This window comes from Affinibrenneria salicis (assembly GCF_008710095.1).
The window spans coordinates 1-12,945 of the sequence record NZ_VYKJ01000019.1 but is presented as its reverse complement, the minus strand read 5'-3'; the positions used below and the strand labels follow the sequence as shown (position 1 = coordinate 12,945).

At 56.3% G+C, this 12,945-nt stretch carries 13 protein-coding genes; 8 read left to right on the top strand and 5 right to left on the bottom strand.

Going from position 1 to position 12,945, the window contains the following annotated elements:
• The first annotated feature begins 51 nt into the window (after positions 1–51).
• A complete protein-coding gene (gene can / locus FJU30_RS24170; protein WP_150437518.1) occupies positions 52–693 on the top strand; it encodes a carbonate dehydratase in 642 nt (213 codons plus the stop codon).
• A gap of 63 nt (positions 694–756) precedes the next feature.
• Here can and hpt read toward each other — a convergent pair whose 3' ends face one another.
• The gene (gene hpt / locus FJU30_RS24165) at positions 757–1,290 is read right to left on the bottom strand and encodes a hypoxanthine phosphoribosyltransferase (protein ID WP_150437574.1); all 534 of its coding nucleotides are present in this window, start codon (positions 1,288–1,290) and stop codon (positions 757–759) included.
• A 324-nt stretch (positions 1,291–1,614) separates the two neighbouring features.
• Between hpt and FJU30_RS24160 the strand changes: the two genes are divergently transcribed.
• Both FJU30_RS24160 and FJU30_RS24155 read left to right on the top strand, forming a co-directional pair.
• Positions 1,615–1,971 (top strand): hypothetical protein, encoded by a 357-nt coding sequence (locus FJU30_RS24160; protein WP_150437517.1) that lies wholly within the window; start codon positions 1,615–1,617, stop codon positions 1,969–1,971.
• 51 nt (positions 1,972–2,022) lie between these two features.
• A complete protein-coding gene (locus FJU30_RS24155) occupies positions 2,023–2,430 on the top strand; it encodes a DUF6515 family protein (protein ID WP_150437516.1) in 408 nt (135 codons plus the stop codon).
• Positions 2,431–2,442: 12 nt separating this feature from the next.
• Here FJU30_RS24155 and FJU30_RS24150 read toward each other — a convergent pair whose 3' ends face one another.
• The 3 genes from FJU30_RS24150 to FJU30_RS24140 form a co-directional block, all read right to left on the bottom strand.
• Positions 2,443–3,495 carry an ABC transporter ATP-binding protein gene (locus tag FJU30_RS24150; RefSeq protein ID WP_223881694.1) on the bottom strand — a complete coding sequence of 351 codons (1,053 nt, stop codon included), beginning with the start codon at positions 3,493–3,495 and terminating at the stop codon, positions 2,443–2,445.
• 4 nt (positions 3,496–3,499) lie between these two features.
• Positions 3,500–5,131, bottom strand: coding sequence for an ABC transporter permease (locus FJU30_RS24145; RefSeq protein ID WP_223881693.1), 1,632 nt, complete (start codon positions 5,129–5,131; stop codon positions 3,500–3,502).
• A 118-nt stretch (positions 5,132–5,249) separates the two neighbouring features.
• Positions 5,250–6,269: a Fe(3+) ABC transporter substrate-binding protein gene (locus tag FJU30_RS24140; RefSeq protein ID WP_150437515.1), complete on the bottom strand. Its 1,020-nt coding sequence runs from the start codon at positions 6,267–6,269 to the stop codon at positions 5,250–5,252.
• Positions 6,270–6,561: 292 nt separating this feature from the next.
• On the opposite strand from FJU30_RS24140, the gene FJU30_RS24135 reads away from it, so the two are divergent.
• The 5 genes from FJU30_RS24135 to nrdF all read left to right on the top strand — a co-directional run bounded on the left by FJU30_RS24135 (position 6,562) and on the right by nrdF (position 11,017).
• Positions 6,562–6,909, top strand: coding sequence for a YacC family pilotin-like protein (locus FJU30_RS24135; RefSeq protein ID WP_150437514.1), 348 nt, complete (start codon positions 6,562–6,564; stop codon positions 6,907–6,909).
• Between the two features lie 327 nt (positions 6,910–7,236).
• Positions 7,237–7,473 carry a glutaredoxin-like protein NrdH gene (gene nrdH, locus FJU30_RS24130; protein ID WP_150437513.1) on the top strand — a complete coding sequence of 79 codons (237 nt, stop codon included), beginning with the start codon at positions 7,237–7,239 and terminating at the stop codon, positions 7,471–7,473.
• Between the two features lie 12 nt (positions 7,474–7,485).
• Positions 7,486–7,890: a class Ib ribonucleoside-diphosphate reductase assembly flavoprotein NrdI gene (nrdI, locus tag FJU30_RS24125; RefSeq protein ID WP_150437512.1), complete on the top strand. Its 405-nt coding sequence runs from the start codon at positions 7,486–7,488 to the stop codon at positions 7,888–7,890.
• Positions 7,869–10,019 carry a class 1b ribonucleoside-diphosphate reductase subunit alpha gene (nrdE, locus tag FJU30_RS24120; protein WP_395858841.1) on the top strand — a complete coding sequence of 717 codons (2,151 nt, stop codon included), beginning with the start codon at positions 7,869–7,871 and terminating at the stop codon, positions 10,017–10,019. The genes nrdI and nrdE overlap by 22 nt, the downstream gene beginning before the upstream one ends.
• 26 nt (positions 10,020–10,045) lie before the next feature.
• Positions 10,046–11,017, top strand: coding sequence for a class 1b ribonucleoside-diphosphate reductase subunit beta (gene nrdF, locus FJU30_RS24115; protein ID WP_150437511.1), 972 nt, complete (start codon positions 10,046–10,048; stop codon positions 11,015–11,017).
• 656 nt (positions 11,018–11,673) lie between these two features.
• Here nrdF and def read toward each other — a convergent pair.
• Positions 11,674–12,177, bottom strand: coding sequence for a peptide deformylase (gene def / locus FJU30_RS24110; RefSeq protein ID WP_150437510.1), 504 nt, complete (start codon positions 12,175–12,177; stop codon positions 11,674–11,676).
• Positions 12,178–12,945 lie beyond the last annotated feature (768 nt).

The following is a 12,945-nucleotide window of genomic DNA, read 5'->3' as shown; positions in this document are numbered from 1 at the left end:
GACCTATATTACCTCTCACTGCTCTTCGTTTGTTACAGGTCATTTACCTTCATGAAAAATATCGAAGCCCTAATCGCCAATAACCAGCGTTGGTCAAAAACGATGGTGGAGGAAGATCCCGGTTTTTTTGAACGGCTGGCGCAGGCGCAACGCCCGCGCTTTTTGTGGATTGGCTGTTCCGACAGCCGCGTGCCGGCCGAAAGCCTCACCAGTCTGGAACCCGGCGAACTGTTCGTGCACCGCAACGTCGCCAACCTGGTCATCCATACCGATCTAAATTGTCTGTCCGTGGTGCAATATGCCGTTGAAGTGCTTGAAGTCGAGCACATTATTATCTGCGGCCACTATGGTTGCGGCGGCGTACAGGCGGCGGTGGAGAATCCCGAGCTGGGATTGATTAACAACTGGCTGCTGCATATTCGCGATCTTTGGTATAAGCATAGTTCGCTACTGGGCGAGCTGCCGCCCGAACAACGCTTCAACAGACTCAGTGAGATCAACGTGATCGAACAGGTTTACAATCTGGGTCATTCAACCATTGTTCAGTCCGCCTGGAAACGCGGGCAAAAAGTGATGATCCACGGCTGGGTGTACGGCATTCAGGATGGCCGTCTGCGCGATCTTGAAGTAACCGCCACCAGCCGCGAAACGCTGGAGCAGCGCTATCGTCGCGCCATCTCTTCGCTGCGTTAAGCGCTCGCCGCGCCGGCGACGTCCATTCCTTCGGGTACGGACGTCGCGCTGAGCGCCGAACGATTACTTCTGTTCCACCACCTTGCCGACAAACGGCAGGTGACGATAGCGCTGGGCATAATCAATGCCGTAGCCGACGACGAACTCGTCCGGAATGGAAAAACCGACCCACTCCACTGTGACGTCCACTTCGCGCCGCTCCGGCTTATCCAGCAGGGTGCAGATAGCCAGCGATTTTGGTTCGCGCAGGCTCAGGATCTCGCGTACCTTGCTTAGCGTATTCCCCGAATCGATTATGTCTTCCACAATCAAAACGTCTTTACCGCGAATATCTTCGTCCAGATCTTTTAGGATCTTCACGTCGCGAGTGGTGCTCATGCCGCTGCCGTAACTGGAAGCCGTCATAAAATCCACTTCATGCGACACCTCGAGGGTCCGGCACAGATCGGCCATAAAGATAAAAGAACCGCGTAATAAACCGACCAGCACCATTTCACTGCCGCTGTCGCGATAGTGCTCGCTGATTTGCTGCCCCAGTTCGGCAATGCGAGCCTTGATTTCCTGTTCGGAGATCAGGACTTCTACTGTATGTTTCATCATCGCTCTAGCCCATTGAAAAATCCGTTCCCGCACCCATACGCAATACCTGCGCAGGAATACGCCGGTGGAACATCGTCCAGGGTTGCGGAGTATAGCAAGAAAGTGCTGCCGGGTGGATCATTCCCTGCCGGGGCAAACGCGCTTTTCGTCGTCGATCAGCGGCGCAGTGAAACCAAAAGACATCTGGCGCAGCGAATTACATCAATTGTAAATCAGACGACAATATTGCGTTATAGAGGGATAAAGTTGCGTAAAACGCGTTGCGGCGATCGGCGCATGAGGCTTTGATAGGCACTGAAGTCTCACTGCGAGGTATCCGTTATGAAGAAAATCAGTACATTGTCCGGCACGCTGGCGCTGCTGACCGCGCTGGGCGCCGCCGGAACGGCGTTATGGGCGCAGGCTGCGCCGGAAGCGACGCCCGGCAATGCGCCGCGCGAACAACATCTGCCGCAGTTGCCTGGCGGCCCCTTCGCGCATGGCCCAGGCATTTTCCTGCCGCCGCCGCCTCCGCTGTATGAGGCCTCTCTGCAGACGCAACAGCCGGATGAAGCCTTAAATAAACTGGTCGCCAATGCGCCGAAAGGCAACGGTAAAAATTACGAGGTCAAAGTGATGGTGCGCGAGCTGCCGCCGGCGCCGTCGCGTAATGAATCGCCCGATACTAAACAGCCATGATCGCCGTCATGCTGCGTCGCAACGCTGTTGCAGGATAAGGAGGATAACGGTATGAAAAAACCTCTCACGTGGCTGTTACTCACCAGCCTGCTAATACCCGCCGCGACATTCGCCCATCCGGGCCCGGGCGGGCCGCACGGTCCGGACTGGGGTCCAGGCCCCGACGGCGGCCGCTGGTTCGCTCCGGCGCCGGGCGCGGCCTTCAACATACTGCCGCCGGGCGTCGAAACCGTGCTGGTCGCCGGGCTGACCTACTATGTGCTGAACGGCATCTTTTATCAGCGGCAAAACGATCGCTATGTGGTGGTCGAGCCGCCGCAGGCCAGCCACGATACGCCGCCGGGCCAGATGTCGGTGATGGATCTGAATGGCGAGCGCTTCTACGTCAAAGACGGGGCTTACTATAAGCGCAACATCAATGGCGAGTATATCGAGGTCCCCCGTCCGGCGGGACTGTAACGCCACGCGGCGTCAGCCGGTATGAGACGCGAAAAATACCGGCTGTCGCGCCGCGACGCTTAAGCGCACCCGCTGCCCCGGCTCAAGCCAGCCATCGCTCTGTACGTCCAGCCAGCCGTCGGCCAGTCCGATACGGTATCGATTACTGGTTCCCATAAACAGACGATCTTCGATAACCCCATGCCCGGCGCCGTCATCGCCGACCAGCGTAATATCCTGCGGACGAACGAGCCAGTCGCACTGCGCGCCGGCCGGTTGACCGTGCGGCTGCGCGCTAACGTGTTCACCCAGCGCCGTTGTCCAGCGCCGCTCGCTGACGATAGTGGCGCGCAGGTAATTACTGTTGCCCAGAAAATCGGCGACAAAACGGTTCTCTGGCTGACGGTACAGCCCGGCCGGGCTGCCAATCTGCACAATGCGCCCGTTGTCCATCACCGCCAGCCGATCGGCGAAGGCGAAAGCCTCCTCTTTGTTATGCGTAACGAACAGCGCCGCCACCTGCTGGCGCTTAAGGATTTGGCGCAGCGCGCTAATCAGGCTATAGCGCACCTGGCTGTCGATATTGGAGAAGGGCTCGTCCAGCAGCAGCAGCTTCGGTTCGCAAGCCAGCGCCCGGGCGATCGCCACCCGCTGCTGCTGGCCGCCGGACAGTTCGTGCGGATAGCGGTCGGCCAGTCCGTCCAACTGCACCAGCGCCAGCATGCGCCGCAAAACCGCGCTCACCGCCGATGACGAGCGGTCGCTCAGGCCAAAAGCGATATTGCCTGCGACGGTCAGATGCGGGAACAACGCATAATCCTGAAAAATCATGCCCACTCCGCGCCGCTCCGGCGCCAGGCTATAGCGCGCCTGCTGCACCATGCGCCCGGCCAGCGCGATCGTGCCCCGCTCAACCGGCTGCAGCCCCGCCACCGCTTTCAACAGGGTGGTTTTTCCGCAGCCGCTGGCGCCCAGCAGACAAATAATTTCGTTGTCCCGCGCCGTCAGGGACAGATTATCCAGAACCGGCATCCGTCCGTAGCGGCAGGTTAGCCCGTCGATTGCCAGAATATCCGTTACGCTCACCGTGTTATCCTTTCTTTTCCAGCGCCCGATTCAGCCAGATAACCGGGAATAACCCGACCAGAACCAGCATCATCGCCGGCAGCGCCGCCAGTTCCAACTGCTCATCCGAGGTGAAGGTGAAAACATGGGTCGCCAGGGTTTCAAAATTAAATGGCCGTAACAGCAACGCGGCATTCAGCTCTTTCATACTTTCAATAAACACCAGCAAGGTGCCGGTCAGTACGCCGCGCCGCAGTAACGGCAGATGCACCCGCCACAGCATTGCGCCGGGCGAACAGCCCAGCGTGCGGCTGGCCATATCCAGCGAGGGCGATATCTTCGCCATGCTGCTTTCCAGGCTGCCGATCATCATGGCGCTGAAGCGCACGCAGCAGGCCGCCACCAGCGCCACCAGCGATCCAGACAGCAGCAGACCCGGCGAGGGCAGCGCCAGCCAGCGGGCCAGCGCATTGATTAGCTGATCGGCGACGCTGAAGGGAATAAGGATGCCGATCGCCAGTATCGTTCCCGGTATGGCGTAACCGCTGCTGGCCAGCCGCAGCGGGATCCTGGCCGCCGCGCCGCCGGACAAGCGATGATGAAAAATCAGCAGCAGGGTCACCAGCAGCGTCGCCAGCGCCGCCAGCGCCGCAACGGTCAGGCTGTTGCGGCTGTATTGCACAAAGGCATCGCTCCAGGAGGCGGAAAAATAGCGCGCGCTCCAGACCGCCAGCCGATATAGCGGGATGCCGATGGCAATCAGCACCAGCCCCCAGCAGTAGCCCTGCGCCAGCGCGCCGCGCAGGCCGCGTAAACGCGGAGCCGGCTCCCGCTCCTGCCCCATGGTTTTCTGATACATCCGCTGACGCCGGCGACTATAGCGCTCCACCACGATAAACAAAAAAATCAGCAGCAGCATTAACCCCGAAACCCGCGCCGCCGCGCCCAAATCGCCGTAACCGAGCCAAATATCGAACACCGCCGTAGTCAGAGTCGGCACGGCGAAATAGGATACGGTGCCAAAATCGCCCAGGGTTTCCATCGCCACCAGCGCCGCGCCGGCAACGATCGCCGGCCGGGCCAGAGGCAGGGAAATGCGCCAGAACGCGCGCGGCGCGGAGTGGTTGAGCAGGCGGGCGCTGTGAGTCAGATTGCCGGCCTGCTCCAGCAGCGCCGTGCGGGCGAGCAGATAGATATAGGGATAGAGCACCAACGCCAGCATCAGACAGGCGCCGGGCAAAGAACGCAGCGGAAAGAACCAGTAATCGGACGCGCTCCGCCAGCCGGCGAGCGCGCGCAGCCACTGCTGAACCGGACCGGCGTAGTCCAGCAGATCGGTATAAATATAGGCCACCAGCCAGGGCGGCATCGCCAGCGGCAGGCACAGCGCCCAGCGTAAGCCGGCCTGACCGGGAAAACGGTACATCGCCATCAGCCACGCGGCCGGCAGCGCCAGCAGCAGACTCAAGCCGACGGTTCCCAGCACCAGCAACAGCGAGTTGCCGATATAGGTCGGCAACACCGTCCGCCACAGATGGGTAAAACTATCGCCGTCCGCAAAAACCGACTGATAAAAAAGCGTCGCGATCGGCGACAGCAGCAACCCGGCCAGAAACCAACTGCTGATACGCCATGCCCGGTTTCCCGTTCGCATCATCCTGAGCGCCTCTCTGGGCAAGCCTTAACGGCCGCGCGCCGCGCCGCCCGATCCGGCGCAGACAACCTGCCCGCGCCGGATCGGACCGCAATGGCGTACGTATGAAATCAACGCCGGTTTACAGATCGAACTTCACTTCGTCGATCAGTTTCAGCGCCTGTTGATAGTTTTCAGCGACCTTTTCCAGCGGCAGCGTATCCGCTTTGAATTCGCCCCATGACGCCACGACGGCTGAACGCTGCACGCCGGGTTTTACCGGATATTCGCTATTGACTTCGGCATACATCTGCTGGGCCGGATCGTCGCTCAGGAACTGGATCAGTTTGATCGCATTGTCGCGATTGGGCGCATGTTTAGCCAACACGACGCCGCTGATGTTGACGTGCGTACCCAGCGATTCCTGGCCGGGGAAATTCATCTCAACCGCCTGCGCGGTGGGGCGCTGTTTTTCGTCCGCCAGCATCCTGCCCAGGTAATAACTGTTGCCCAGCGCCAGATCGCAGACGCCTTCGGCGACCGCTTTAATTTGATCGCGATCGCCGCCCTGCGGTTTTTGCGCCAGATTGGCCTTCAGTCCCTGCAGCCATGCGCGGGTTTTCTCTTCGCCATGATGGGCGAGAAGCGCGGCGGTCAACGACACGTTGTAGTCGTTCTTAAACGAACGCGTACAGATGCGGCCTTTATATTTCACATCGGCCAGATCGATGTAATCAAACGAAGCGGGCAGCTTGCCGTTGCGCGCTTTGGCGGAATAGACCGCGCGGGCGCGCAGAGTCAGACCGAACCAGCGCCCCTGGGAATCACGATACTGGGCGGGAATGCGCTGCTCCAGCATGCCGTCCTGCAGCGGCTGCGCCAACGAAGCATCCACCACCTCCATCACACGATGAATGTCCACGGTCAGCACCACGTCGGCCGGACTAAGCGCCCCTTCCCGTTTCAGGCGCTCCACCAGCCCTTTATCGGCGTAGATGACGTTGGTTTTGATGCCGCTCTGCTCGCTAAAGGCCTTCAGCATCGGTTCAATCAGGTAGGGCTGGCGATATGAATAAATATTCACTTCCCCGGCGGCATGGGCCGCGCCGGCCAGCGTGATCGCGGAAAAAAGCAGACTACACGTTAATGATTTTCTTAGCATAAATCCCCCAGAGGAATATACCCGTCAGACTTCGGGCTGCAGGCGCGTTGGCTTTGTTGTCCGACCAATCCGTAGGCCGCCGCCAGCGGCGTGCCTGCAACAAGCATGAATGACTCAGGATATAAATGATAATTGTTATCACTTCTATATTATTATGCAAATTAATAACGCTATGTCACTATTTTTGTTGATGGGCGGATCGCCTGCAAAATAACCGGTCGGGAATAAATCCTGGTCGCCCGGCGGACAACTGTGTTAACGTCTGCTGATGATCAATAGGTCAGGTTTAACCATGAAACAATCTGCGCTGGCACTTTTTTTGCTTAGCCTGCTGAGCGTCTCTCTCCCCACTCGGGCGTTGAGCGAGATGGAGGCGGACGATCTCGCCGATCTCACCGCGGTATTTATCTATCTGAAAGCGGACTGCGGCTACCGCGAACTGCCGGACGCCAGAATCCGTCAGGCGTTAGCTTCGTTCGCTCAGCAGAATCGCTGGGACCTTACCAATTACAATAGCTACGATATGCAAGCGCTGCAGGAAGATAGCTATCGCGATCTGCGCGATATCGCGATTCCCACGCCGAAAAAATGCGAAGCGCTTGCGCGCAACTCGCTGGGCCTGCTGGTCTGGCAACCCTGACGTTCTTCCCCCGGTGGTGATGTCCGGCCCGCCGATACAGTCCATACGGCTCAACGCCCGCACGGGTCACGGCTTGTCCCCGCCATGCGCCGCCTGCCATCACGGCGGCGTTATTCCTGTTTATCGCCGCCGCGTTTTTTTCACGCTCATTTGGTATAACGATTGCCATTAATCCCATATATTGTATGGTTGCAATAAAAACACCCAACATCTAGTATCTATGAACGGTCTGCTGACTGACCGTTGCGGGGGAGCGTCCATGCGTAATGCCTGAGCGGCATGGCCGGTTCGACAGAATTTTTTCATACCACAAGGTAAATACGAATCATGCGTATTACTATTTTTACCAAACCAGACTGCGTTCAATGTAATGCCACCTGCCGCGCGCTGGACAGAAAAGGCATCGATTATCAGCTGGTTGATTTAACGGAAGATCAGCAGGCATTACAGCAGATACGGGATCTGGGCTATCAGCAGGTGCCGGTCGTCATGACCGCCGACGAACACTGGAGCGGTTTCCGTCCCGATAAGATCAGCGCCCTCAGCCAGGCTCTGCTGGCGTAACCGGCAATCCGTATGAACCCGCTGGTCTATTTTTCCAGTCAGTCGGAAAACACGCATCGCTTTATCGCCAGACTGGGGTTGCCGGCGCGGCGTATTCCGATTGACGCGACCCAGGCGCTGAAGGTCGATGTGCCCTATATTCTGGTCGTGCCCAGCTACGGCGGCGGCTCGGCCAAAGGGGCGGTGCCGCGCCAGGTGATCCAATTTCTTAACGATCCAGACAATCGCCGGCATCTGCGCGGCGTGATTGCCGCAGGCAATATAAATTTTGGCGCAGCGTACTGCATCGCCGGAGACATCATCGCCAGCAAGTGTCAGGTGCCTTACCTGTACCGTTTCGAGCTGCTGGGGACGGCGCAAGACGTTGCCAATGTCCGCAAGGGAGTAACCGAATTTTGGCTACAACAGAATCCATGATCGCTAAACCAGCCGGCACCGAGCTGGATTACCATGCGCTTAACGCCATGCTCAACCTGTACGACGCTGACGGCAACATTCAGTTCGATCAGGACAGGCTGGCGGCGCGCCGCTACTTCCTGCAGCACGTTAACCAGAATACGGTGTTCTTCCATAATCTGGCCGAAAAGCTGCGCTATCTGGTGGAAGAAGGTTATTACGAAGAGCAGGTTCTGAATCAGTACGCGTTCAGCTTTATCAAGAGCCTGTTTCAGCAGGCCTACAGCCATAAATTTCGCTTCCAGAGCTTTCTCGGCGCGTTTAAGTATTACACCAGCTACACGCTGAAGACCTTCGACGGCAAACGCTACCTGGAGCGCTACGAAGATCGCGTGTGCATGGTGGCGCTGACGCTGGCGGAGGGCAATACGACGCTGGCGCGCGAGCTGGTGGACGAAATCATCAGCGGACGTTTCCAGCCCGCTACCCCCACGTTCCTTAACTGCGGCAAAAAACAGCGCGGCGAACTGGTCTCCTGCTTCCTGCTGCGCATTGAAGACAATATGGAGTCGATCGGCCGCTCCATTAACTCGGCGCTGCAGCTTTCCAAACGCGGCGGCGGCGTGGCCTTTATGCTGACCAATATCCGCGAGGCCGGCGCGCCCATTAAGCGTATCGAAAATCAATCTTCCGGCATTATCCCCATCATGAAGATGCTGGAGGACGCTTTTTCCTACGCCAACCAGTTGGGCGCCCGTCAGGGAGCCGGAGCGGTCTATCTCAACGCCCATCATCCGGATATTTTGCGCTTCCTCGACACTAAGCGCGAAAACGCCGATGAGAAGATTCGCATCAAAACGCTGTCGCTGGGCATCGTCATCCCCGACATCACTTTCCAGCTGGCGAAGAACAACCAGATGATGTACCTGTTTTCGCCCTATGACGTCCAACAGGTTTACGGCGTGCCGATGTCGGAAATCAGCATCACCGAAAAATACCATGAGATGGTAAACGACAAGCGCATCCGCAAGTCGCACATCAGGGCGCGCGAATTTTTCCAGATTATCGCCGAAATCCAGTTCGAGTCCGGCTATCCGTACATGATGTTCGAGGATACCGTCAATCGCGCCAACCCGATCAAAGGGCGCATCAATATGAGCAACCTGTGTTCCGAGATCCTGCAGGTGAACACGGCCAGCGACTATGACGACGATCTGGGGTATAGCCGCGTCGGCAAAGACATTTCCTGTAACCTGGGGTCGCTCAATATCGCCAAAACCATGGCCTCGCCCGATTTCGGTAAATCGGTGGATATCGCCGTACGGGCGCTGACTGCCGTATCGCGCATGAGCCATATTGGCTCCGTGCCGTCGATCGCCAAAGGCAACGACGAATCGCATGCGATCGGGCTGGGCCAGATGAACCTGCACGGTTACCTGGCGAAAGAGCGCATTTTTTATGGCTCGGAAGAAGCCATCGACTTTACCAACATCTACTTCTATACCGTCAACTGGCATGCGCTGCGCGCCTCAAACCAGCTGGCTATCGAACTGGGCCAGCGCTTTAAGGGCTTTGAGGATTCGCACTACGCAAGCGGCGAGTATTTCAGCAAATATATCGAACAGAGCTGGCAGCCGAAAACGGAGCGGGTACGCGAACTCTTCGCGCAGGCCGGCATTACCCTTCCCGGACCTCAGGAGTGGGCGGCGCTGCGCGAATCGGTCATGACGCACGGATTGTATAACCAGAACCTGCAGGCCGTGCCGCCGACGGGGTCGATCTCCTATATCAATCACTCCACCTCCAGCATCCATCCGATCGTGGCGCGCATTGAGATCCGTAAAGAGGGCAAGATTGGTCGGGTGTATTATCCGGCGCCTTATATGACCAACGACAATCTGGAGTATTACCAGGACGCCTATGAGATCGGTCCGGAAAAAATTATCGATACCTACGCCGCCGCGACTCAGCATGTCGACCAGGGACTGTCGCTGACGCTGTTCTTTCGCGATACGGCCACCACGCGCGATATCAACAAGGCGCAGATTTACGCGTGGAAAAAAGGCATCAAAACCATTTATTACATCCGTATACGTCAGATGGCGCTGGAAGGTACGGAAGTTCAGGGCTGCGTATCCTGTACGCTGTAAGCCATTACCCGTAAGGAATAAACGTTATGACATCGTTAACGCCTGTACAACGCGTACATGCCATTAACTGGAATAAGATCGAGGATGAAAAGGACCTTGAGGTCTGGAACCGTCTGACCGCCAACTTCTGGCTGCCGGAAAAGGTTCCGCTGTCCAACGATATTCCGTCGTGGAGTACGCTGAACGCCAGCGAGCGGCAGCTGACCATCCGGGTATTTACCGGCCTCACCCTGCTCGATACCATCCAGAACACGCTGGGCGCCCCGACGTTAATCCCGGATGCGGTCACGCCTCACGAAGAGGCGGTTCTCTCCAATATCAGCTTTATGGAAGCGGTGCACGCGCGCTCGTACAGTTCGATCTTTTCCACGCTGTGTCTGACCAGCGAAGTGGATGACGCCTATCGCTGGAGCGAGGAAAATGCGGCCCTGCAGAAGAAGGCCGCGATTATTCTTTCCCACTACCACGCCGGCGATGCGCTGAAAAAGAAAATCGCCAGCGTGTTTCTCGAATCGTTCCTGTTCTATTCCGGTTTTTATCTGCCGATGTACTGGTCGAGCCGCGCGCGGCTGACCAACACCGCCGATCTGATCCGGTTGATTATCCGCGATGAAGCGGTACACGGCTATTATATCGGCTACAAGTTCCAGCAGGGACTGGCGCGCCAGGCGCCGGCACGTCAGCAGGAGATAAAAGACTTCGCCTATGAACTGCTGCAGGATCTGTACGACAACGAGATCCTTTACACCGAAGAGCTGTACGACGGCGTGGGCTGGACCGAGGACGTCAAAAAATTCCTGCACTATAACGCCAATAAAGCGCTGATGAATCTGGGTTATGAAGCGCTGTTTCCCTCCAGCATGACCGACGTCAATCCGGCGATCCTGGCGGCGCTGTCCCCCAACGCCGACGAAAACCACGACTTCTTTTCCGGCTCAGGCTCATCCTATGTCATTGGCAAAGCGGTGAGCACCGAAGACGACGACTGGGATTTCTGACTTGCGCCCTTCCCTGCGCGCGGAGCGGGTCCGCCGCTCCGCGCCAGCGGGCAGCAAAAGACAACAAAGCGCCGCATGCCGGCGAATGTACGAATAACGCGGGCGCCAACTCCGCTGCCTGTCGGTAACTGGCAATAATCAGCCTGCAATCTGCTGATTTGCTGATTTGCTGATTTGCTGATCATAGCCACAACAACTTCCAATGAACGAAAATTTCGGCCAGGCAAAAAATACTGATACTTCTGCTTTTCACCGCTGCCTTTGAACATCCTTTTACTGAATCCGCATCGCCAACGCTCATCCGGTATTTCTCCTGATGAATCGGAGAAATAAAAATCATGAATATTTACTACTCATAATTGTTTTTTATTATTAAACCAGAGGTAGCTTTTATACTTCAAGCTGCAGGTGCGTTGGCTTTACTACTCGCTCCATTAATGGGATTCGCCCTTGCAGGGGCGCCGCCCGCGGCGTTCAACTCAGCTCCCGGCAGATTTGTCACTCGCCCCGGTCAATTACTGATGTAGGCTGCCGGGAATGAATGAGAGACATCCTGTCTCTCACCGAAGATCTGACGTTGGCTGAACAAATTCGTTGCTGACGAATCTGTCGCTGCGTCACCGCCTTCCCGCAAACTGAATTATTCTGGGTACGAATCATTTATTTAATCGTCTGCTTTTTTTGAGTTTTTTTATAGCCATTTGATATTTTAGCGAAGATAAGTAGTCAATAAATATTTTCCCGTGAAGATGATCTATTTCGTGTTGCATAACAATAGCCAAATAACCATCATCTTCTATGAAAATCTCTTTTCCATCCCGATCTAATGCCTTCACTCTTACTTTCTTATAGCGTTTGACTTGCGCATAAATATCCGGAACAGACAGGCATCCCTCTTCGCTGTTAATTTCTCCTTCGGTGAGAATGATCTTAGGGTTGACCATAATAAGCGGCCGATCTCTTTGCTCAGAAATGTCGATGATTATCACTGCATCTTTGTAGCCAATCTGTGGAGCGGCAAGACCGATGCCATTATCCGTCGCATAGAGCGTGTCTTGCATGTCCTCGATTAAACGCTGTACCGCGTTAATGTTTTCGACATGAGAATAGGTTACGCGTAAACGTTCATCGGGTACTTCTATAATATCTCTTACTGCCACAATACCTCCCTTTGATCTTATCCGGCAACGGTGGAGGCAGCTTAAAATGAAATTGTTTTTTCAAACTGTACCGCGTTTAATCCACCGCTGGCGCTTGTCGCCGGTGACGATTGTAATCAATCTCAATATTTTCGAATACCGTCGATTTCATCGCCTCCTGCCTGGTGAAGCGCTCTCTGTAGGTCGGTCATCCCCTCCCGCCCTCAGATTGTGGAAAAACTGTCCGCACAGGCATCGTCATCGCGGCACCATTTATCATGCGGAATGCCCGCCCGAAATCCTTATAACAAGCTGATAACATCATAAAAATAAAGACTTTCGCGATCGTGGCGCATCCTCCGCCCATGCGCGTTATTCCGTCACCAGCGCGCCATTTTTAGCGCGCCACGCGCCACCAACTGCCGCCCGGTAGCGTCAAGAGAAGGAGTATCCCGATAGATTTAGGCTGCCCGCTTTTCTCGCTGCACGCCCCGGGCGGCGTTGGCCACGACGATACGATTCCGAGAAAGTCAGCGCCTGCTGACGAAACTCCGGGTCATATTCATTACGGGCGTCTGCGCCATCGATTTTGTCTGAGTCATGGTTGCCCTTGTTGACCATTTTACTCTCTTAACGTTGTGTCCACTCTTTGCAGGCAAGATCTGATCTGTCCTTGATTTAGCGCCCACCTTGTTTTCAAATCAGTCAACGAAAGCGAGGTCACTATGACGAGACAACAATATACCCCAGAGTTCAAGCGCAGGGCTGTAGCGTTACTGCTCGAAAGCG